22 protein-coding genes are annotated in these 21,007 nt (G+C 61.3%); 7 read left to right on the top strand and 15 right to left on the bottom strand.

What is annotated here, in order from left to right:
• The first annotated feature begins 132 nt into the window (after positions 1 to 132).
• The 5 genes from ACZ5IL_RS02855 to ACZ5IL_RS02835 all read left to right on the top strand — a co-directional run bounded on the left by ACZ5IL_RS02855 (position 133) and on the right by ACZ5IL_RS02835 (position 3,708).
• Positions 133 to 1,011: a F0F1 ATP synthase subunit gamma gene (locus ACZ5IL_RS02855; protein ID WP_079445571.1), complete on the top strand. Its 879-nt coding sequence runs from the start codon at positions 133 to 135 to the stop codon at positions 1,009 to 1,011.
• A gap of 14 nt (positions 1,012 to 1,025) precedes the next feature.
• Complete coding sequence (locus tag ACZ5IL_RS02850; protein ID WP_079445570.1) at positions 1,026 to 1,430, top strand: organic hydroperoxide resistance protein; 405 nt, start codon at positions 1,026 to 1,028, stop codon at positions 1,428 to 1,430.
• Between the two features lie 82 nt (positions 1,431 to 1,512).
• Positions 1,513 to 2,943 carry a F0F1 ATP synthase subunit beta gene (atpD, locus tag ACZ5IL_RS02845; RefSeq protein ID WP_425907817.1) on the top strand — a complete coding sequence of 477 codons (1,431 nt, stop codon included), beginning with the start codon at positions 1,513 to 1,515 and terminating at the stop codon, positions 2,941 to 2,943.
• A gap of 7 nt (positions 2,944 to 2,950) precedes the next feature.
• Positions 2,951 to 3,283, top strand: coding sequence for a hypothetical protein (locus ACZ5IL_RS02840; protein ID WP_464595050.1), 333 nt, complete (start codon positions 2,951 to 2,953; stop codon positions 3,281 to 3,283).
• 17 nt (positions 3,284 to 3,300) lie between these two features.
• Positions 3,301 to 3,708, top strand: a complete 408-nt coding sequence (locus tag ACZ5IL_RS02835; RefSeq protein WP_464595049.1) for a F0F1 ATP synthase subunit epsilon — start codon at positions 3,301 to 3,303, stop codon at positions 3,706 to 3,708.
• A 44-nt stretch (positions 3,709 to 3,752) separates the two neighbouring features.
• Here ACZ5IL_RS02835 and ACZ5IL_RS02830 read toward each other — a convergent pair whose 3' ends face one another.
• The 8 genes from ACZ5IL_RS02830 to ACZ5IL_RS02795 form a co-directional block, all read right to left on the bottom strand.
• Entirely contained in the window at positions 3,753 to 4,256 is a 504-nt protein-coding gene (locus ACZ5IL_RS02830; protein ID WP_464595047.1) for an RNA pyrophosphohydrolase, read from the bottom strand.
• Positions 4,257 to 4,407: 151 nt separating this feature from the next.
• Positions 4,408 to 5,613, bottom strand: coding sequence for a divergent polysaccharide deacetylase family protein (locus ACZ5IL_RS02825; protein WP_464595045.1), 1,206 nt, complete (start codon positions 5,611 to 5,613; stop codon positions 4,408 to 4,410).
• Between the two features lie 155 nt (positions 5,614 to 5,768).
• A complete protein-coding gene (locus ACZ5IL_RS02820) occupies positions 5,769 to 7,124 on the bottom strand; it encodes a S41 family peptidase (RefSeq protein ID WP_464595043.1) in 1,356 nt (451 codons plus the stop codon).
• Positions 7,121 to 8,428 (bottom strand): murein hydrolase activator EnvC family protein, encoded by a 1,308-nt coding sequence (locus ACZ5IL_RS02815; RefSeq protein ID WP_464595041.1) that lies wholly within the window; start codon positions 8,426 to 8,428, stop codon positions 7,121 to 7,123. The genes ACZ5IL_RS02820 and ACZ5IL_RS02815 overlap by 4 nt, the downstream gene beginning before the upstream one ends.
• Positions 8,429 to 8,567: 139 nt before the next feature.
• Positions 8,568 to 9,050, bottom strand: coding sequence for a 23S rRNA (pseudouridine(1915)-N(3))-methyltransferase RlmH (gene rlmH, locus ACZ5IL_RS02810; protein ID WP_464595039.1), 483 nt, complete (start codon positions 9,048 to 9,050; stop codon positions 8,568 to 8,570).
• A gap of 45 nt (positions 9,051 to 9,095) precedes the next feature.
• Positions 9,096 to 9,392, bottom strand: coding sequence for a ribosome silencing factor (gene rsfS / locus ACZ5IL_RS02805; RefSeq protein ID WP_464596789.1), 297 nt, complete (start codon positions 9,390 to 9,392; stop codon positions 9,096 to 9,098).
• A 284-nt stretch (positions 9,393 to 9,676) separates the two neighbouring features.
• Complete coding sequence (locus ACZ5IL_RS02800; RefSeq protein WP_464595037.1) at positions 9,677 to 10,267, bottom strand: nicotinate-nucleotide adenylyltransferase; 591 nt, start codon at positions 10,265 to 10,267, stop codon at positions 9,677 to 9,679.
• A gap of 91 nt (positions 10,268 to 10,358) precedes the next feature.
• Entirely contained in the window at positions 10,359 to 11,651 is a 1,293-nt protein-coding gene (locus ACZ5IL_RS02795) for a glutamate-5-semialdehyde dehydrogenase (RefSeq protein WP_464595035.1), read from the bottom strand.
• 208 nt (positions 11,652 to 11,859) lie between these two features.
• On the opposite strand from ACZ5IL_RS02795, the gene ACZ5IL_RS02790 reads away from it, so the two are divergent.
• Both ACZ5IL_RS02790 and ACZ5IL_RS02785 read left to right on the top strand, forming a co-directional pair.
• On the top strand, positions 11,860 to 12,120 hold the full coding sequence (locus ACZ5IL_RS02790; RefSeq protein WP_464595033.1) for a hypothetical protein: 261 nt from the start codon (positions 11,860 to 11,862) through the stop codon (positions 12,118 to 12,120).
• The gene (locus ACZ5IL_RS02785; protein ID WP_464595031.1) at positions 12,117 to 12,551 is read left to right on the top strand and encodes a hypothetical protein; all 435 of its coding nucleotides are present in this window, start codon (positions 12,117 to 12,119) and stop codon (positions 12,549 to 12,551) included. Before ACZ5IL_RS02790 ends, ACZ5IL_RS02785 begins: the two co-directional genes overlap by 4 nt.
• A gap of 101 nt (positions 12,552 to 12,652) precedes the next feature.
• Here the strand turns inward: ACZ5IL_RS02785 and proB are convergent, their stop codons facing one another.
• From proB to ACZ5IL_RS02750, 7 genes are all read right to left on the bottom strand, one after another.
• Positions 12,653 to 13,792, bottom strand: coding sequence for a glutamate 5-kinase (gene proB / locus ACZ5IL_RS02780; RefSeq protein WP_464595029.1), 1,140 nt, complete (start codon positions 13,790 to 13,792; stop codon positions 12,653 to 12,655).
• 106 nt (positions 13,793 to 13,898) lie between these two features.
• A complete protein-coding gene (gene obgE / locus ACZ5IL_RS02775; protein WP_464595027.1) occupies positions 13,899 to 14,975 on the bottom strand; it encodes a GTPase ObgE in 1,077 nt (358 codons plus the stop codon).
• Between the two features lie 181 nt (positions 14,976 to 15,156).
• On the bottom strand, positions 15,157 to 15,759 hold the full coding sequence (locus ACZ5IL_RS02770; protein WP_464595025.1) for a GNAT family N-acetyltransferase: 603 nt from the start codon (positions 15,757 to 15,759) through the stop codon (positions 15,157 to 15,159).
• Between the two features lie 137 nt (positions 15,760 to 15,896).
• Positions 15,897 to 16,169 carry a 50S ribosomal protein L27 gene (gene rpmA / locus ACZ5IL_RS02765; protein ID WP_079445558.1) on the bottom strand — a complete coding sequence of 91 codons (273 nt, stop codon included), beginning with the start codon at positions 16,167 to 16,169 and terminating at the stop codon, positions 15,897 to 15,899.
• An 85-nt stretch (positions 16,170 to 16,254) separates the two neighbouring features.
• Positions 16,255 to 16,770 (bottom strand): 50S ribosomal protein L21, encoded by a 516-nt coding sequence (gene rplU, locus ACZ5IL_RS02760; protein ID WP_464595023.1) that lies wholly within the window; start codon positions 16,768 to 16,770, stop codon positions 16,255 to 16,257.
• A 283-nt stretch (positions 16,771 to 17,053) separates the two neighbouring features.
• Positions 17,054 to 17,926, bottom strand: a complete 873-nt coding sequence (locus tag ACZ5IL_RS02755; protein WP_464595021.1) for a hypothetical protein — start codon at positions 17,924 to 17,926, stop codon at positions 17,054 to 17,056.
• Positions 17,927 to 17,994: 68 nt separating this feature from the next.
• Positions 17,995 to 20,787: a hypothetical protein gene (locus tag ACZ5IL_RS02750; RefSeq protein WP_464595019.1), complete on the bottom strand. Its 2,793-nt coding sequence runs from the start codon at positions 20,785 to 20,787 to the stop codon at positions 17,995 to 17,997.
• Positions 20,788 to 21,007: the final 220 nt, after the last annotated feature.

Genomic DNA, 21,007 nt, shown 5'->3' with positions numbered 1-21,007 from the left:
CCGCTTTTTGGGAGGTCAGCCGGCGCGGCCGGTGGAATGGAACAAGTGGTACACATCGCGTCGGACCCCTCCCTCGCCCTCCCCGCAAGCGAGAGAGGCGAAAGGCCGAGCAGGAGATAGACAGGGTTATCGATGGCCAGCCTTAAAGACATGCGGGTCCGCATCGCCTCTACCAAGGCGACACAAAAGATTACCAAAGCCATGCAGATGGTGGCGGCCTCCAAACTCCGCCGCGCGCAGAACGCCGCGGAAGCAGCGCGGCCCTACGCCGAAAAAATGGACACGGTGATTTCAAACATTGCCAGCGCCGCGGCCGGCTCGCCCAACGCGTCGCCGCTCCTGGTCGGCACCGGTAAGGATCAAGTTCACTTGCTTCTGGTCTGCACCGGAGAACGCGGCCTGTCCGGCGCGTTCAACTCGGCCATTGTCCGCTTGGCCCGTGAAAGGGCCTTCGCCTTGATGAACCAGGGCAAGGAGGTCAAGTTCTTCTGTGTCGGGCGAAAGGGTTACGAGCAGCTTCGCCGCAACTTCGACAAGCAGATCGTCGAGACCGTCGAACTGCGCTCGGTGCGCCAGCTTGGCTTCGTCAATGCCGAAGCGATTGCAGAGAAAGTGCTGGCTCGGTTCGACGCCGGCGAGTTCGACGTCTGCACCCTGTTCTATTCGCGCTTCCAGTCCGTCATTGCACAGATTCCGACCGCCCAGCAGGTCATTCCGCTTGCGGTCGAGGCTGCGGCCGGAAATGGCGATGCGGCGCCATCCTACGAATACGAGCCGGAAGAGGATGAGATTCTCGACCGGCTGCTTCCACGCAATCTCGCGGTGCAGATTTTCCGCGCGCTTCTAGAGAACAACGCCTCGTTCTACGGCGCACAGATGACGGCGATGGACAACGCGACGCGTAACGCGGGCGACATGATCCGTAAGCAAACGCTGGTTTACAACCGGACCCGCCAGGCGATGATCACCAAGGAGCTGATCGAAATCATCTCCGGCGCCGAGGCCATCTAGCAGCAGGAGCGTTCATGGCTTACGTCACGAAGGCGACAACGAGCGGCGGCCGCAATGGCCGCGCCGTCCTCGACGGCGGTGCGCTGGCATTGGCAATGGCGCTTCCGAAGGATCTCGGCGGTGCCGGCGACGGCCACAATCCGGAACAGCTGTTCGCGCTTGGCTGGTCCTCCTGCTTTGGACAGGCCATTCTCGTTCTGGCGAAGAAGCATGGTCTCGACGGGCAGGCCGCCAGGGTGACCTGCGAAGTCACGCTTAATATCGATGACGGCGCATTCTCGCTCGCTGCCGAATTGAAGGTCGCTCTGCCCGGTGCCGACAAGGCGAAGCTGCAAGCGCTGATCGAAGACGCTCACACCATCTGTCCTTATTCCAAGGCGACCAAGGGTAATGTGCCCGTCAAATTGACCGCCGTCTAAAGCGCTTGATCCTGAAAAGTGGAAACCGGTTTTCAGATTAGATCACGCGCAAACTAAAACGAGTTCTAAGGAGATATTTCTAATGGCATCCCCCGCCAACCAGACCGGACGCATCACGCAGGTCATCGGCGCTGTCGTCGACGTGCAGTTCGAAGGCCACCTGCCGGCTATTCTCAACGCCATCGAAACCAAGAACGGCGACAACCGCCTGGTTCTGGAAGTGGCGCAGCATCTCGGCGAATCCACGGTGCGCACCATCGCGATGGACACCACCGAGGGTCTGGTGCGCGGCCAGGACGTGACCGACACCGGCGCGCCGATCCGGGTGCCGGTCGGCGCAGGCACGCTGGGCCGCATCATGAACGTGATCGGCGAGCCCGTGGACGAGCAGGGCCCGGTCAAGGCCGACGACCTGCGTCCGATTCACCAAGAGGCGCCGTCCTATACCGACCAGTCGACCGAGGCGGAAATTCTCGTCACCGGCATCAAGGTCGTGGACTTGCTGGCGCCTTATGCCAAGGGCGGCAAGATCGGCCTGTTCGGCGGCGCCGGCGTGGGCAAGACGGTGCTGATTCAGGAACTGATCAACAACGTCGCCAAGGCGCACGGTGGTTATTCGGTGTTCGCCGGCGTCGGCGAGCGTACCCGCGAAGGCAACGATCTCTATCACGAATTCATCGAATCCGGTGTCAACAAGAAGGGCGGCGGCGAAGGCTCAAAGTGCGCGCTGGTCTACGGCCAGATGAACGAGCCACCCGGGGCGCGTGCGCGCGTTGCGCTGTCCGGCCTCACGGTCGCAGAACACTTCCGCGACCAGGGCCAGGACGTGCTGTTCTTCGTCGACAACATCTTCCGCTTCACGCAGGCGGGCTCTGAAGTGTCGGCGCTGCTCGGCCGCATCCCCAGCGCCGTTGGATATCAGCCGACGCTCGCCACCGACATGGGCGCGCTGCAGGAGCGTATCACCACCACCAACAAGGGCTCGATCACCTCGGTGCAGGCGATTTACGTTCCTGCCGACGACCTGACCGACCCGGCGCCGGCCACCTCGTTCGCGCATCTCGACGCCACCACGGTGCTCAACCGCGCCATTTCGGAAAAAGGCATCTACCCGGCGGTGGACCCGCTCGACTCGACCTCGCGCATGCTGTCGCCGCTGATCGTCGGCGAGGAACACTACCAGACGGCGCGTCTCGTGCAGCAGGTTCTACAACGTTACAAGTCGCTGCAGGACATCATTGCCATTCTCGGCATGGACGAGCTGTCGGAAGAGGACAAACTCACGGTGGCCCGCGCCCGCAAGGTCGAGCGTTTCCTGTCGCAGCCGTTCTTCGTCGCGGAGGTGTTCACCGGCTCGCCGGGCAAGTTCGTCGATCTCGCCGACACCATCAAAGGCTTCCGCGACCTTTGCCAGGGCAAGTACGATCATCTGCCGGAAGCGGCGTTCTACATGGTTGGCACCATCGAGGAAGCCGTCGAGAAGGGCAAGAAGCTCGCGGCCGAAGCGGCTTAACTGGACAATGTCCCTCGGCAACCTCAAGCAAATTCTGCGGGCGGTTGCTGAGGAACAGGATATTTCTAACGAGACGCTCGAAACCGTCAGGTTTTCGTCAGAAGATCCGATCATCAGCGAAGTTGCCAATGATGCATGGATCAGACTTCGTCATTTCGTAAATGACGATGATGTCCGTGCAAAGGATCAGGATTACGAGAGGTCATTTCGAATCGAATTTCGTTATCGTCTTGAAGAGATCGAAGCTCTCGAACGCGGTGATGATCCATACAGACGTCGGGTATCGCGGTGGGAGAAGTGGGGAAAACGTTTCGGTTCGATCTGGGGATCGCGTGATTAAGAGGACAACAATCCACCATGGCCACCTTCCACTTTGACCTCGTATCGCCCGAAAAGCTCGCCTTCTCCGGCGAAGTCGATCAGGTCGACATCCCCGGCGTCGAGGGCGATTTCGGCGTTCTGGCCGGCCACGCGCCCGTCGTTGCGGCGATCCGCCCCGGAATCCTTACCGTCACCGCTGGCGGCACACGACAGAAGATCATCGTGCTCGGCGGCCTCGCCGAAGTCTCGGAGAAGGGCCTGACCGTCCTCGCCGACGTAGCCACCTCCATCGAGGAGCTTGATCGTACGCAGTTCGCGGACACGATCGCGAGCATGGAAGCCCAGTTGGCGGAAAAGGAGGGCTCCGAGCTCGACAGGGCCATCGAGCGGCTGGATCATTTCAAGAGCATTCAGAGTCAGCTCAATACGACGGCAATGCACTGAGCCGCGAACCGGCGATCGGGTTTCGGATGCGCCGCGCATGTGTTCTAACCGCCGGAGAGGCTCGTGAATTCCTTGACCACGCGCTCATAGACCGGGCGCTTGAAGGGCACGATTAACCGGGTCAGGTTCTGCATCGGCTCCCAGCGCCAGGCGATAAATTCTGGCTTGTGGCCATCGCCCGGATTAGCGACGTCGATCTCGTTGTCCTTGCCGGTGAAGCGCATCGCGTACCACTTCTGGCGCTGTCCGCGATAGCGGCCCTTCCAGGCCCGTCCGGCCACGGTGCGTGGAATGTCATAGATCAGCCAGTCAGATACCTCGGCGAGCTTCTCGACCGAGCGAATGCTGGTCTCCTCATAGAGTTCGCGTTTCGCCGCGAGCCATGTGTCCTCGCCGGGATCGACGCCGCCTTGCGGCATCTGCCAGACATGCTGATCGTCATCGCCCTGCTCAATGCCTGCGCGGCGACCAATGAAAACGAGCCCCCTCTCGTTGAACAGCATCATGCCGACGCACGTGCGGTAGGGTAGATCGTCGTAACGCGCCATTCCATCAATGTCCTGCACGCCTCCTCCGCCCTGAGCACGGAAAGGACTCGTATTAAAGCGTTTTCGAGCGAAGTGGATACCGGTTCGCGTGAAGAAAACGCGTCAGCCAAAACCATAGAGCCACGCTTCTGATTCTATCAAATGCGGAAGGCTAGTTCGATTTTGATTTCAGCATCGCGGTTGTCAATGGCACAAGCATCACGCCACGGCTTTCGAGACCCTTGATCCAAGCGCCAATTCGGTCGATGGAAACCGGAAGCGCCGAAGTCATGCCCACGGCGGTCCCCCGCTTCATTGCCAGTTCCTCAAGTCTTGCGAGCGCTTTGTCGATCTCCACCGAGGTCGGAACGGCATCAATGGTCAGGTCGGCCTTGGCGAAAGGCATAGCCTGCCTTTCCGCAAGTTGACCCGCGACGCTCGTCGCCGCAGTTCCGTCGTCGAGGTAGCCGAGACCTCGCCCTGCTGCCTCACGAATGAATGACTGCATGACCGTAGCCGCAGTGACAAAACGCGCTCCCATGAAATTGGTCAGGCCGACATAGCCTTGAAAGCGGCTCAGCTGCCAATGCAGGCGATCGATATTCTGCTCGGCGCCAAGTGTCGTGAGCAGGGTTTGCGGTCCGGGGTCGTTGTCGGGATAATCATAGGGCTCCATAGGGACTTGCAGCAGCACCTCGTGATGTTGCGCATGCGCCTGTTCCACCATCTTACCCGGATCAGAGCCATAGGGTGTGAACGCCAACGTTACGGCTGACGGCAGTTTCATGATTGCATCGGTGGTTTTCGTCGCACCGACGCCGAGACCGCTAACCACGATGGCGACAACCGGCGTCTTTGCAGCCTTCGCGCGATCCGCCTCGGTGCCCATTGCATAAGCCTTGAAAGGCTTCAGTCCGTCGGCAGCGACAACCGGAATCATTCCATAACGCGACTTTTCCAACAGATGCTGACCGACTCCCGTTGCCACCGCCGGTGAGCCAGCGTCCGCCGTATTGGAATCAGGACCGGAGACGACGACGTCCTGACGCGATCCGCTGGATCCGTCGATGATGGTGATGGTCTTCTGTCCGGTTGCGGATTGAGCGGCAACGGCGGCGGCACTGTCCGGCTGCTGCGGCGCGGATCTGATAGCCGCAGGCTTGTCGTCGCTGACCGAGGTCTGCTGGATCGCAACCCGCGCCACGGGTTCGCCGCCGAGAGGATCGTGATTGAAGAAAACAAAGCCCAGAAAGACGACAAGGATCGATCCCAGCAAAAAAACGGCCACCTGTGTCAGCGTGACAGGAAGCCGTAAGCGGCGCTTGGGCGCGGAGTTCTGTCCAAGCGGCGTGCTGAGATCGTCGGTGGTATCGGCCATGGCCCCCTCGAATCATCCGAATCGAGAATACCATGGGCGCTCGCAAAGGCGGCAACGCGAGATCTGGCAGCGACGCCCGAAGTGACCCCACTCGCAAACGAATTCGGGCGACCCAGAGGCCGCCCGAATCCGAAAAACCTGATTATTTCAAAGGATCAGTTCGCTGCCTTGTTCGCGGGCTTTTCAATCGCCGCCTTGTTGCTGGGGGACGGTGACGAGGCGTTGATCTTGCCCCCGTGCAGAAGGTCATCGGCCATCTTGAGGGCCTTGTCGTTCTTGGTGTCCGGCGGGACGTAGGATTGCGAGCCTGTCTTCTCGTCGGTGCCGTTTCGTAGGTGCCCCCGCAGCGAGGCCTCGCCCTTGGTATCGGTCCTTGACTTCAGTTCATCGGGCACATCCTGAAGTACCTCGATATCCGGAACGATGCCCTTGGCCTGAATCGAACGGCCCGATGGCGTGTAATAGCGCGCGGTCGTCAGCCGAAGCGCGCCATTGCCCGACCCGAGTGGAATGATGGTCTGCACGGAGCCCTTGCCGAACGAACGGGTCCCAATCAATGTTGCCCGCTTGTGGTCCTGCAACGCGCCGGCGACAATTTCGGAAGCCGATGCCGACCCACCGTTGGTCAGAACGATCACGGGCTTGCCCTTGGTGAGGTCGCCGGGATGTGCGCTGCGCCGTTGGGTTTCCTCGGCATTGCGGCCCCTCGTCGATACGATCTCGCCGCGATCGAGGAAGGCATCCGAAACGGTCACCGCTTCCTCAAGCAGCCCGCCCGGGTTGTTGCGCAGGTCGATGATGTAACCCTTGAGCTTGTCGCCAAGCTGGCTTTGCAGATCGGAAATCGACTTCTTGAGCCCCTCGGTGGTCTGCTCGTTGAATGTCGTGATGCGGATATAGGCGACGTCGTCGGATTCGATCCGTGAGCGAACCGAACGGACGCGAATGTTGTCGCGCACCAGCGTCACGTCGATCGGATTGTCCTGTCCCTTGCGGATGATCTTTAGCCTGATCTTGGTGCCGATCGGACCGCGCATCTTGTCGACGGCCTGGTTGAGGGTCAGTCCCTGCACCGCCTCGTCGTCGAGATTGGTGATGATGTCGTTTGCCAGGATACCCGCCTTGGATGCCGGCGTGTCGTCGATCGGCGAGACCACCTTGACCAGGCCATCCTCCATCGTGACCTCGATGCCGAGACCTCCAAACTCACCGCGTGTCTGCACCTGCATGTCGCGGAAGCTCTTCGCATCCATGTAGCTCGAATGCGGATCAAGACCCGTGAGCATGCCGCTGATCGCCGATTCGACCAGCTTGCTGTCGTCAGGCTTTTCGACGTAGTCGGTACGAACCCGCTCGAACACATCGCCGAACAGGTTGAGCTGGCGATAGGTATCCGACGTTGCGGCTCGCGCGCTTGATCCCATCGTCATAGACCGCGGCTGTGTCACGAACAGCGTCAACGCGGCACCCGCTGCGGCGCTGAGAACAATAAGGGAAACCTTGCGCATCATCCGCGAACCTTTTGACCTTTGTTTGCGACCCACCACGGGGCTGGATCAATGGGAGTGCCGTCCTTACGGAACTCAATGTAGAGGACGGGCTGACTAGCGTTTGCCGCGAGAATCGAGGCGACACGGGAAGTCGATCCCATCGTCGCTACCGGCTCCCCGGTCAACACGAACTGGCCAATGTTAACCGAAATACGTTCCATGCCGGCGATCAGCACATGATACCCGCCACCGGCATTGAGGATCAAGAGTTGTCCATAACTACGGAACGGTCCCGCATACACCACCCAGCCGTCACAGGGTGTCGTGACCTGAGCGCCAGGACGGGCGGCTAACGAAATGCCTTTTTCCGCGCCACCGGCACCATCGGAGCCGCCAAAGTCACGAATCTTCGTGCCGTTAACCGGCAGCGCCAACAAGCCCTTGGCCGACGCAAAGGCAATAGCCGGACTGAGCCGGCCGGGATCCTTGAGGGCGCCCAGATTCGGCTTGCCGTTGGGCGCTCCCGGAACACCTTGCCGGCTGGCTGTCGCCGCCGCCTTGGCCGCGCTCTTGAGATCCTGCTCCATCTTCGCGATCAGGCCTTGCAGCGTGTCGACCTGGCGCGACAGTTCGAGCGCGCGCGCCGCCTCCACGGCCATATTTTTTTCGATACCGCTTTGCTGCCGTTGTCGTTCGTCCACCAGCGTCGCCAAACGGGTTTGATCGTCCTTGAGGCTGTCGCGATTGGCCGCCATTCGATCTCGCTCGGCGGCGATTGATTTCCGAAGGCCGACAAGTTCATCGAGATCAGCCACGAGCTTTTCCGCGCGCACGCGCATCTCCGGCACAACGGAGCCGAGCAGAATCGCGGTGCGCAAAGATTGCAAAGCATCCTCCGGCCGCACCAGCAAAGCGGGCGGTGTGCGACGGCCGGCACGCTGGAGGGCGGCGAGCACCTCCACGATCTCCGACCGCCGCGAATCCAGCGAGGCTCGGATTTCCTGTTCGCGGGCGTCGAGCGGCAGCAGGCGCGCTTCGGCCTCTGCAATTTTGGTCTCGATGTCACGGACACTGGCGGCGACATCGATCAACTGCTGATTGAGCTTGGCGCGATTTTGACCAATCGCCGCAATGTCGGCCTTCAGTCGCTCCTGCAATTCAACCGCGCTCTTTTGCTGCGCCCGTACCGCGTCCAGATCCCGCTCGCGCTGTTTGATGTCGTCCGACGACGGGTTGGCCGGCGAGGGTGTTCCGGTCTGCGCCATCACGGATGGCGAAACCGCAGACGAAAGACCCGCAAGCAGACAAGCTGAGATCACAAGCATGGAAGCAGGTGGCGACTGTCCGAATCGCACCTCCTGGGACCGTGAACGGAGGCCCTGGATCAGTCCCAATTCAGGTGATCGGCGCTCGTTTGCTCGCACTATGTTAATCCGTTCGCGCCGGCGCGTTCAGCCGAGCGCACTAACCGCGGTGATAAGGATGGCCGGCCAGGATGGTCGCGGCCCGGTAGATCTGCTCCAGCAACATGACGCGTACCATCTGATGCGGCCAAGTGGCAGCACCGAACGCAACGCTCAATCTAGCCCTGCGCCGCAATTCGGGCGAAAGTCCGTCCGCGCCGCCGATGACAAAAACAGTGCTCGCCACCGACTCATCCCGCCAGCGGCCAAGATGTTCCGCCAACGCGGCGCTGTCGATATTTTTACCTTTTTCGTCCAGCGCCACCAGGACCATCTCTTCGGGAGCCAAAGCAAGAACTGCGGCCGCCTCTTCGCGAATGCGCTGCTCAACATCGCGGGCGCGGCTTTCCGCAATTTCATGGATATCCAAGCCGCGAAAGCCAAGCTTGCGCCCGATATCCTCGAAGCGTCCGCGATAGCGATCGGCGAGCTCCCGCTCAGGACCCTGCTTAAGACGACCAACGGCAACGACGACGAGTCGCATCTGCGCACGCTAACATGCGATAATTGAATCGCAGCGGCGAACGGTTCAGACCGTCTTCGCCGTTGCCGTGTTTTGTATCCACAATCTCTCGAGATTGTAGAATTCACGAACCTCAGGCCTGAACACATGCACGATCACACCGCCGGAATCGATCAGCACCCAGTCGCAATTGGGCATGCCCTCGATATGGACTTTCTTGACTCCGGCATCCTTGAGGCCCTTGGCCACATTTTCGGCAACGGCCCCGACATGGCGGTTGGACCGGCCGGTGGCGATGACCATGTAGTCCGAAAAAGCCGACCTGCCGCGGAGGTCGATGGTGACCGCATCTTCCGCCTTCATATCCTCGAGGCGTGAAAGGATCAGCTTAAGGGTCTGTTCCACATCCGGCTGCGCCTCCGCAATGACGGCGTCTGCCGAAGTCCTTCGTGTTCTAGGCCCGTCAGTCTTGGCTTTCGTTCTCTTCAGCGCCGACGATCCCGGCGCGGAGGATGAAGCAGACCTGGACAATACAGGTGCGGTCAGGGACCATTTCCTTTCGCTGTACCGACGCCGACTCCCGGCACCGATGGGTTATAATACGCATGTAGGGGCGGAAGTTTCAATATTCCAGTGAGGCCGCGCCTTCATGTTTTAAGGCTTCCGTCCATCCATGTTCCGTCCCGGTTCCGCAGGCCGGTCGAGGACAACCGCGATTTCATTCCCGTGAGGAAAACCCAGGCAGGCAGGCGGTGCGTGGCCAACCGGTCGGCCCTGGCTTCGGGCAAACGCCACCGCGCAAGCGCCTGCGCGGCTGGCGCCGCAAGAGCGCGGAAACTATGCGGCGGACGATCGACCACCGCGATCGGCACCGCGGCAGCGATCCGCGGCCAGTTTTCCCAGCGATGAAACTGCTCCAGATTATCGGCGCCCATGATCCAGACAAAGTGCACCTTCGCGCACCTGCGTCGCAGATAGGTTATGGTGTCAATGGTGTAGCGCGTTCCGATGACAGCTTCGAGACAACTGATATCGATCCGCGGATCACTGGCTATTGCCGACGCCGCAGCAGCGCGTTCGCTGAGAGCGCGCAGCGCCCGCGCATCCTTGAGCGGGTTGGCGGGTGAAACGAGCCACCAGACCCGGTCGAGATCCAGCCGCTTCAAGGCATACAGGCTGACGGCACGATGCGCGGCGTGAGGCGGGTTGAACGACCCGCCAAGCAGACCTATGCGCATGCCATCGGAATGAAGCGGGATGGCGCGTGAGACGACGGAACGCGACCCCAAAATCAATCCCCGCGCAACCCGCAGGATGATCCGATTGCGCTCACGGACGGACCTGCCCGCTACCATGTATGCGATATTTAAAACTGGTCAGTTGCTCGGCGCCAACCGGCCCGCGCGCATGGAATTTGCCTGTGGCGATGCCGATTTCGGCGCCAAAGCCAAATTCACCGCCGTCGGCAAATTGCGTCGAAGCATTATGCAGCACGATCGCTGAATCAACCTCGTTAAGAAACCGGGCAGCCGTTTCGGGATCCTCGGTCACGATCGCGTCTGTGTGATGCGAGCCGTGGCGCTGGATATGATCAATGGCACCACCGCAACCATCGACCACGCGCGCGGCAATGATCGCTTCGCCATATTCGGTGTCCCAGTCAATATCGGTCGCGGGCCTGACCCGCGGATCAATACCCTGCACGACGGAATCGCCGCGCACCTCGCAGCCGGCATCGATCAGTGTTTCGATCAGTGGCTTCAGAGTGTCCCGCGCACCGGCGCGATCGACCAGCAGCGTCTCGGCCGCACCGCAAACGCCAGGGCGACGCATCTTGGCATTGAGCACGATCGCCTTCGCCATCGCGAGATCGGCAGCGCCATCGACATAGACGTGATTGACACCCTCAAGATGCGCAAACACCGGCACGCGCGCCTCGGCCTCGACACGCGCGACAAGGCTTTTGCCGCCGCGCGGCACGATCACGTCGATGCCGCCGTTCAACCCGCTCAATAGCAGCCCGACCGCAGCACGGTCCCGCGTCGGCACCAGCGTGATCGCCGCTTCCGGCAATTGCGCCTCGCGTAATCCCTGCACCAGACAATCATGAATCGCACGGCATGAGCGAAAGCTTTCCGAGCCACCGCGCAGGATTACAGCGTTGCCGGATTTGAGACACAGCACGCCAGCGTCAGCGCAGACGTTGGGACGACTCTCGAAGATCACGGCGACCACCCCGAGCGGCACACGCACGCGCTCAATGGTCATGCCATTGGGTCGCTGCCAGCGCTCGGTGACGCGCCCCACCGGATCGTCGATCTCGCGGACAACCTTCACGCCGTCAGCCATCGCCTCCACGCGCGCTTGCGTCAGCGTGAGACGATCGATGAAAGCCGCCGTCGCACCGCCGTCGCGTGCATCAGTGACATCTTCCGCGTTGGCCTCGAGAATCGCAGCCGCATGTCTCCGGATCGCGCGCTCCATCGCATCGAGCGCCTGATTTTTCTGCGCCGCTGAAGCAAGACCGAGCGCTCGCGCGGCTACGCGCGCCTGTGTTGCAAGGTCGCTCATCAAGACCGAAAGATCGGCGGAGGCGCCGACCGCCTTCAGGGAGGCAGTCATGTCAAATAGTAATCCCCGCTGTTTGTTCTCTCTTGAGGTCACGTCCTAGCATAGAAATCCATATCCGGCGAGGCGCGAGGCAAAAGCGTACAGTCTCTGAAAGGGGCATGGGTCACCGTCGAGTGAAGCGATGCGCTCGAACGGCTGTGCTCGCGCATAACGCCTCATATCAAACATTGAAACATCAGCTAGTGCCGAGCAGGATTCGATGCTGGCGTTGCCGATGTACTTTCCGGCAGCACGAACGGAAATCCAGGGCGAACAAAACCACACCGAGTATCAGCTTAGCAACAGCACACAACTCTCCGTGACCCTGAAACCTGCCGTGATCGACGCTGTTTTCTTTCTGTACGGCTGGCTAGCTCAATGCGGTCGCGCCAGTCCCGTTGCCGCGGTTATGGCGTCTCGCCACTCCACCTCAAAACCGTCAAGCCCGCATTGCGCATCAAAGAAAGGTAATGTTCCATGACGAGAGAACCTATCGCTCATAACCACCCAGCAAACGAGACTTATACTCAGCTTCACTCCACCATCCCAAAGATTGCAGCCGGCCTCGTTGCCTGGTTTGTACTGATGGCATGGGTCTTTTTTGACAGGCAGAGCTTCGTCGCACTTCCGCTGGCCTTCATCACCGTTCTGTTTCTGGTGGCCGGCCTGTGTTTCAGCGGGTCGTTTCTGGTGTGGTACAGGCATCAGCCGGACTACGACAAGCATCCGAACGAGGTCCCGTTCCGAGATTGGATTACGGGCAAATTTGCGGTTTGGGGCAGTCAGCAGAGCTCCAGGCAGGCGGCTACCGAGATATTGCTCCCGATGGCGGCGGCTGCCTTTGGAATCACGGCCATGGGAACCATCTACGCGATCTTAAACAGTATGATTGGCTCCAGCATAGTCAGCTAATGCGTTTCCACTTAGCCAGAAAATGCTCTAGGACTCGTCATGGCCCGGCATAAAGCCGGGCTTGACGATTCAATCAAACCTGTCCTTTCTAAACAGTCCCTCTAATCAGCCTCGCCGCGCGACCCACCGACCACGAGGTCGTCGCGATGGATCATTTCGGAGCGGCCGCTGACCCCCAGAAGCTGTGCGGCGTCGGAAGACGAGCGCCCTTTGATCTTGTCGGCATCGATTGCATCGTAGGCGACGAGACCGCGGCCGACTTCATGCGTATTTGGGCCGCGCACGATGACAGCATCGCCCCGCGCGAAATGCCCATCAATCCGGGTCACGCCTGCCGGAAGTAAACTCTTGCCGGCGCGTAGCGCTGTGACCGCACCGGCATCGATCGTCAGCGTGCCTTTCGGCTCCAGCGAACCGGCGATCCAACGCTTGCGCGCCGTGACCGGATTCGCTGGCGTCAGAAACCATGTGCAGGGGCCACCATCCATAATGGCCTGCAGCGGATGCTCGATCTTGCCGGAAGCGATCAGCATGTGCGTGCCGGCGGTTGTTGCGATCTTCGCTGCCTCGATCTTGGTCCGCATTCCGCCACGTGACAGTTCGGACGCAGCGCTGCCTGCCATCGCCTCGATGTCCGCGGTAACCCTCTTCACCACCGGAATCAGTTTTGCCTCCGGATTGAGATGAGGCGGCGCGTCATAAAGCCCTTCGATGTCCGACAACAGGATCAGCAGATCCGCGCTCGCCATGGTGGCGACCCGCGCGGCAAGGCGATCGTTGTCGCCATAGCGGATTTCGTTGGTGGCCACCGTGTCGTTCTCATTGATGACCGGCACCGCGCGCCACTCGAGCAGCTTTGCGATGGTCGAGCGCGCATTGAGATAGCGACGGCGTTCCTCGGTGTCCTGCAATGTCACCAGAATCTGCCCCGCGCCGATGCCGTGATCGCCCAGCACTTTCGACCAGATCCGGGCCAGTGCGATCTGCCCAACGGCGGCTGCGGCCTGACTCTCCTCCAGCTTCAGCGGGCCGCGCGGCAACTTCAGCTTGCTGCGGCCGAGCGCGACCGCGCCGGACGAGACAATCAACACGTCGCAGCCGTCGCCATGAAGCGCCGCGATATCGGCGGCCAGCGCCGACAGCCACGCCGCGCGCACCTTGCCCGCCGCGGCATCGATCAGAAGAGACGAGCCGACCTTGACGACGATGCGACGAAATTTCTTGAGATGCGAGCGGGTCATGGCAATCGACGGTCAATCGAAACGACAGCGCCGCTTTCATCACATGAAAGCGGCGGCTAGGAAAGCGGAATACCGATGGGATCGTTCCTGCTTACGCGGGTATCGCCTAGGGTGACCACGGCTTGGCCCGGGCCACCGGTGTTTTTATCGCCTGCGCAACCGAAGCATCCGCGCCTTTGGCCTTGTCCGAGACGGGTGCTTGCCCGATGACCTCGACAAGCGCGCGCAATGCTTCCGGCACGCCATCGCCCGTGACACCTGATACCAGCAGCGGTGTCTTTTTCGCGGCGCGCTTGAGGCGGTCGCGCTGCTTCTTCAAATCCTCGGCCGATACCGCGTCGATCTTGTTGAGCGCCACGATCTCGATCTTCTCGGCAAGCGTCCCGGCGTAGGCCTCCATTTCTCCGCGCACGATCTTGTAGGCACGGCCCGCATGATCGCCGCTGGCATCCACCAGATGCAGCAGCACCCGGCAGCGCTCGACATGTCCGAGAAAACGATCGCCGAGTCCCGCACCCTCATGCGCGCCTTCGATCAGGCCGGGAATATCCGCCAGCACGAATTCGCGGCCATCCGCATTCACCACGCCGAGTTGCGGATGCAGCGTCGTGAACGGATAGTCGGCGATCTTCGGCTTCGCTGCGCTGACCTTGGAGAGAAACGTCGACTTGCCGGCATTGGGCAGCCCGACGAGGCCGGCATCCGCGATCAGTTTCAGCCGCAGCCAGATCCAGCGCTCCTCCCCTAGCTGGCCGGGATTAGCGTTGCGCGGGGCGCGGTTAGTGGACGACTTGAAATGCGCATTGCCGAATCCGCCATTGCCGCCTTCCGCCAGCACGAAACGCTCGCCGAGCTGGGTAAAATCGTGAATCAGCGTCTCGCGATCCTCGTCGATGATCTGGGTCCCGAGCGGTACCTTGAGCACGATGTCTTTGCCGTTGGCACCGTGGCGGTCGGAGCCCATGCCGTTGGCGCCCTTCGGGGCCTTGAAGTGCTGCTGGTAGCGGTAGTCGATCAGCGTGTTGAGACCGTTGGCGACCTCGACGATGACGTCGCCGCCGCGTCCGCCATTGCCGCCCGAAGGACCTCCGAACTCGATGAACTTCTCGCGGCGGAAAGCCACGCAGCCGTTACCGCCATCGCCGGAACGGATATAGACCTTGGCTTCATCGAGGAATTTCATAACCGATTAGGTAGGATAGGTGGACTGGCGAGGCAACGGCCCTGCATCGTGATCAGATCACGGCCGTTGCCTGAAATCGTCAGATGAAGCGCTTTCGGGCGAAGCATGTCCTCCGGCTTGCCCCGGGGATGGATGCCGGCTCGGGTGAAGAAAACGCGTCGGCATGCCGTTCCGCAAGATGTCACCGTTCGCGACGAGCCGCACTATTCCAATGCTTCAGCGACGACCATACGCTGCGGGACAGACGGAAACGATCGATCGGCGTGGACGAGCCGAGCGCTCTGATTCGGTGCAGTTCGACGCCGGTCCACTGGAAGCCGCACTTCTCCAGCACGTTGCGCGAGGCCGGATTGACCACACGCGCGCCGGAGACCATGCGATCGACGTTATACTCCTCGAAGGCGTAGTCGATCACCGCGCGCGCGGCCTCGGTAGCGAAGCCACGGCCCCAATAATCCACGCCGAACCAATAGCCCAGTTCAGGCGCATCTGGCTCGCTCCAATCAACGCCAGCTACTCCGACCGGCACATGATGGTGCTCGACCAGAAACACCATCTCGCGGCTATCGCACGCGACGGCGTCGACGAAGCGAACCGCGTCATCCAGCGTATAAGGATATGGCAGACGGCGCGCCATCTCCGCGATGCGACGGTCGTTAGCGAGCGCCGCAATGACCCTGGCGTCCGCATGGGCCGGCTTGCGCAGCGTCAACCGCTCGGTCTCAAGCGCAAACGACCGCCGATCGCGCAGCAAGGGCGTGGGGATGGGCATGTCCTGCAGCATGGTCGGGCTCCGTGATGCGAACGCAAGCCTTCATGCGAGCGCAAAATAAAAAAGGAGGCCGGTTTCCCGCCTCCCCTTGGAGCCATCGATGCCCCACCGGTTCAACAGGTACCGGCGGACGTGATGTCATCCACCGTCTACTCGGCTGCGACTTCCGTCATCGGGAGGACCGATACGAAAGTGCGGCCGCCGGCTTTTACGCGAAACGCGACGCGACCTTCGACCTTGGCGAACAGGGTATGGTCAGTGCCCATGCCAACATTAAGGCCGGGATGCCAAGTGGTCCCCCTCTGGCGGGCGATGATGTTACCGGGAATCACGCGCTCGCCGCCGAACGCCTTGATTCCAAGGCGTTTGCCGTGCGAATCGCGTCCATTCCGCGAAGAACCGCCTGCCTTTTTGTGAGCCATCGCCCGTCTCCAACTTCGTCCGTATCTCTAGATCATTTCCGTGACAGAATCATTCATTTTCTCTCACGGAGATTTTTAATTGCTCTTAATCGTCGGATTTCGCCTTCTTGGCAGCGGCCTTCTTAGCCGGAGCCTTTTTTGCCGGAGCCTCGGCAGCAGCTTTCTTGGCGGATGTCTTTTTAGAATCGGCTTTTTTCGTCGCGGCCTTCGGCGCCTCGTCGCTACCCTCGCCTTCGGCAGGCTTGACGACCTTTTCCTTCTTCGGGCGCGGCCCGATTGTCGGAGCCTTGCCGTCAGCCAGAATCTCGGTGATACGCAGCATCGTGATTTCGTCGCGATAACCACGCTTACGCTTCGAATGCTTCCGACGACGCTTCTTGAATGCGATCACCTTGGGACCGCGCTTGTGCTGCAGCACTTCCGCCGCAACCGAGGCGCCTGCCACGGTGGGCGCGCCAAGCACCGGCGTGTCGCCGCCCAGCACCAGAACCTCGCCAAGCTGCACGATCGTCCCGACCTCGCCGGCGATCTTGCCAATCTCAAGTACATCATCCGGAACGACACGATACTGCCGGCCGCCGGTTTTGATGACTGCGAACATCGTTTTATTCCTTCGTGTTCGATCCCGGCCTCGGACAGGTCCGGGCCGGCTTTTTGTTCAGTCGCATGGGTTAATATCGTTTCCGCGCGCTCGGGGCGAAAGCCTGCCGGCCGCACAAAAACAAGCGGCGCGGGAAGCACCCTGCGCCGGTTGGCGGCTTTATAGTGGCCCAGCGAGGGGAGTCAAGGCAACCGCTCGGCAAATGCCGGCGAAAATGCCGGATTTGGCGGATTTTCGGCCATTCTAGCCTGCTAAGGCGGCAGCGCGCTGGCCTGACGGCCGCCTATTTGATGAGGCTGCGAATATCGTTATCGCGCCAAGGGCTTGGAAGGCTGGATTGGACGCAATAGCGGGCGTTATAGTCGGCGCCGTCTGCACGTCGGGTCGTGAAGCTGCGGTCGTTTGCGATCTCGTAGCTGACAGTCTCCGTGGCGGCGGTCGTGCCGCCGAGTTCGCTGCAGGATTCCCGCACGCGGTAGCTGGTCGGGCCGGTCTGCTCGATCGCCTTGAATTCGCAGAGCGTACGGGCCGCGCCGATGCCGCCGCGGCGAAGCAATTGCAGCGTGGCGTTGGATGCCTGGCCGCAGGGGGTGTCGCTGGCGACATAATATCCGCGCTGCAAGGGCAGGCTGGCGGCAGCGATCGACTTGGCTGGCGGGGCGTTCGCGGGCGACGACACGCTGCTGTCCGACGGCGCCGTACCATGGGCGGCCGCAACGCACTGCTGATAGGCGAAAATGTACGGGTGCTTGCTGTTCAGTGAGGCGACCAGCAACATGGACTGTTCGTTGATCTTTTGCAGTTGCCAGATTTCGGTCGCCGACCACGTCTCGCCTTCGCCGCGACAGGCAAGAGCCAGCCGGATCGCACCGCTGCCGTTATCAGCCTTGGGGGTCGGGACCGACGTGTAACGGCACTGCGTTTCGTGATAATCAACGGATTCCGGACTGATGCGGATATGCGTATCGGTCTGCGCGGCGGTGCCCCAATCGGCCTGTTTGCAGACGCCGGTTTTGCCTTCCATGTTCTGCCAGACGCCCTGAAATCGCGCCGGCACGCGCTGCTGCGCGATGCCGTACGAAGGAGCGGCAAGCAAGATTGCCAAGGTCAGGCCCGCCATGGTTCCGACGTGAGTCCGCGCCGCTGGCTGCTTCATTGTCACGTTCTGGCGCGACCGGATCGGTGCGGTCCGACCTGCGGGACTGTTGCTGCACCAAGTTGCGCTCATCGGGAATCGCGGCCTCCACTGACCATTGTCCAGCCGTCGGTGTTGCGGATGAACAGGCTGTCCTGCACGCCGGGCGCCGAGAAAAGCTGCCCCAACCGCCCGGTGATCGCCGGACTATTGCTGGTATGAGAGACCGAGAACAGGCAGCGATAGCGGCTCTGGCCGGCATCCTTGGCGCAACTGATTTTCTTGAAGGCGGTCAGGCGCACCCGCATGCCGCCCTTGCCGCCGGTCAGCGCCAGGATTTGCAGGCACTCGATGCCGAGGACCGGGTCGTTGCGGTAGCCGCCGGAGAGGCATTGCCGCTCTAAGTCGCGAATTGCTTGATTAGCCTTGGTCAGCCGCTGGTTGACCAGCAGGAAGATGCCTTCCGCGGTCGGCTCGCCAGGCTCGGCCAGGGCGCTGCCCTCGCTGAAATCGATCAGCCGCATTTCCGCGCGCGCGACGCCGTCGTTGACGGCGGTCTGATAAGCCCCGATCGCACCCGGTCCGTCGTCGATGGTCCGGGCGTCGACATATTTCAACGCTTCGTTCCGCACGCTGGTCTCCGGATCGCCCGCCGGTTTGACCGCCAGCATCGCCGTCCGGAACGCCTGCTGGATCGCGGTGTCGTCCAACAGAGTGCGCTCGCGCGCCGACACGGCGCGCAACGAGCCGTCACGGTCCGGCGTGAAATGCGCCGCCATCATGCGCAACACCGGCGCGAGTTCGGCCCAGATGCGCCGGATGGCGGCGAGTCCATCGAGCGATTGCGGTGCTGCCTCGGCCTGAGCGACCGCCCCGACGTAAAGCGGCTGCGCAATCGCATTCGCCTTCGGCGCCGCTTGCTGCACCAGAACTTGCCGTCGCTCTTGCGGCAGCAACGACTTCTCGATGGTGCCGAGCAAGTCCGACAGCTTGCTCAATGTTGCGAGACTATCGTCGGCGGCGATCAGCGACTTCAGATCCTGGCTGAAAACGCTCTCGAGCACCTGATTGGTTTTGGTCTTGAGGCTGCCCTCGAACGCAGCTTTCCTCGCCGGTGCGACGTCGTTGTAGCGGCTCACCGCCTCCTTGCCGATCGCGGCAATCCGTTCCAGCGCCGGACGCTCCAGCGGCAGCTGGCCGACGGTCTGGACCATTTCGTCGAACCACTTGTCCGCCTCGGCGCGGTTGGACAACAGCGAGGCGATGTCGACGAAGTGGCGCTCATTCAAGAACGGGTTAGTAACCACCAGATTGTTGAGCGCCTGGATTTTCATGGCGCGGATGCAATGGGTCTGCATCAACTCCCAGATCGAGCGCCGTTGCGCCTCCTGCATGTCCGCAAACGGCAGGCCGAACACCGGCACGAATGCTTTATTGGCGAAAGCATCCATGATCACGCGTGTGCCGGCATCGAGGCTCATGCGATTGAGGTCGGTGTCGGCGACAAATGGCGCGATCCAGTTTCGCAACACCGTGCATTGATCTTGGCGCGAGGGCGCGGCGGCAAGCAGCCCACCGATGCCATCCGCCAGCTTGACCGGTGGCGTTCGCCCCGCGTCGAGTTGTTTCTGCAAGGTTGGGTCGGCGCGCGTCAGCAGCATTTCGTTGGGCGGCTTGCGCAGCGAAGTCTGTGCATCGCCCCCAGGCGCTTCCCAGATATCCCGCGTGCTCCACACCGGCACAAGAGCCAGGTTGTCACCGACGGTCGACATAATGTAAGCGCGCGCGCGCGACAGCACATGATACTGCGGACCGCTACCTTCGGGCCGAAATATTCCGGTGGCCTCACGAGTTCCGGCCACCATGAGAATGGTCCGATGATCGTTGACGTAAAGCGGCACCAGCACGCGCCGCAGCCGGTCGCGCGCGGCGGGCGGTTGATCGTCGGGCATGGAGGCGAACAATTCGGCGAAGCCATCGTTGCTAAACGACACCGTCAGGTCGGTATGGCCGCGGCCAGCGTAGATCCAAACGCCTGCCATGTTGGCGTTGAGCGCGATAGGCTTGCTCTCGCCGTGTCGTTCAAGCTTGATCTGTTGACAGTCGGACGCCGTCACGTTGCCGGCCAGCTGTTTGCCCGATGGATCGAGCAGCGCGTCGTCAATCTTGAAAGAGAACCGCGGATTTCCCTCGACAACCAAACCGGCGTCAAATTTCACCTGGCTGCTGTCTGCGTGACCGGTGGTAACGACGATCTGTTCGGCGGTCTCGGCAACGCCGGGGCGTGCCTTATTCAGTGTTCTAAATCGAAATATCGTAGCCAGTTGGTCGCCGTCCTGAACGATGTCGGCCTGCGCGTCGTGCGTCTCGGATTCGCGCCGCTTCGCCGTGCACGTTATTGTGCCTCGCCATTGTCCCTGAAGCTTGCCGCCGCTGGGCGGTTGCGGTTTGGTGACGGGCGTATTCGCGGCCGCGGCATTACCCGATGGCGCCGCTGCGGTGTTGCGCGTGGCGGTAAAATTGTCGCCAATGCCGCCGCAGCCCGGCATAGTGCCTTCGATCATCAAGCCATTGTCACGCAGGCGTCCGACCAGTCCGACCGCAGTGTAGCCGCTAGGGCGTTCGATCCAGTCGCGCGGCACGAAAGTAAACCCGCCCTTGGCATCGATGCTGCCGCTGACCTTGTAAGCGCCGCCTTTGTCGCGCGATTTCGGCACAGCGAAACGGAAAGTGCCTTCGAATTTGGCGTCCGACTGTTGCAGGTCGAGTGTGAAGGCAATGTCGCGGTTTGCGCCGCACGAATAATTGCCTTGCCAGGTGCCGGCGAGATCGGCTGCAAGAGCTGAACCGGCAAATCCGAATGTGCAGGCGGCTACGAGCAAACAGCTCCGGTAAGAAAATCCCACAATGAAATGCCCTGAATAGGTCGGTCGAATGTTTTCGCGAAACGACGCGACGTGAAAAACTGGGTCTTCTGAAAATGCCTTGCAGTCTACGCCGAACGTAAGCATCAAACCTTTCGCGGCGCCAGACAGCGATATCGCGGGTGTTAACTGGAGGGTCAATGCTCCGATTGTCCGGCCGGGCGGCGCGCTGCGTTGG

This window comes from Nitrobacter sp. CN101 (assembly GCF_055390255.1).
Note: the sequence above shows the minus strand (reverse complement) of the source record. Positions and strands in the feature narration are given on the sequence as shown.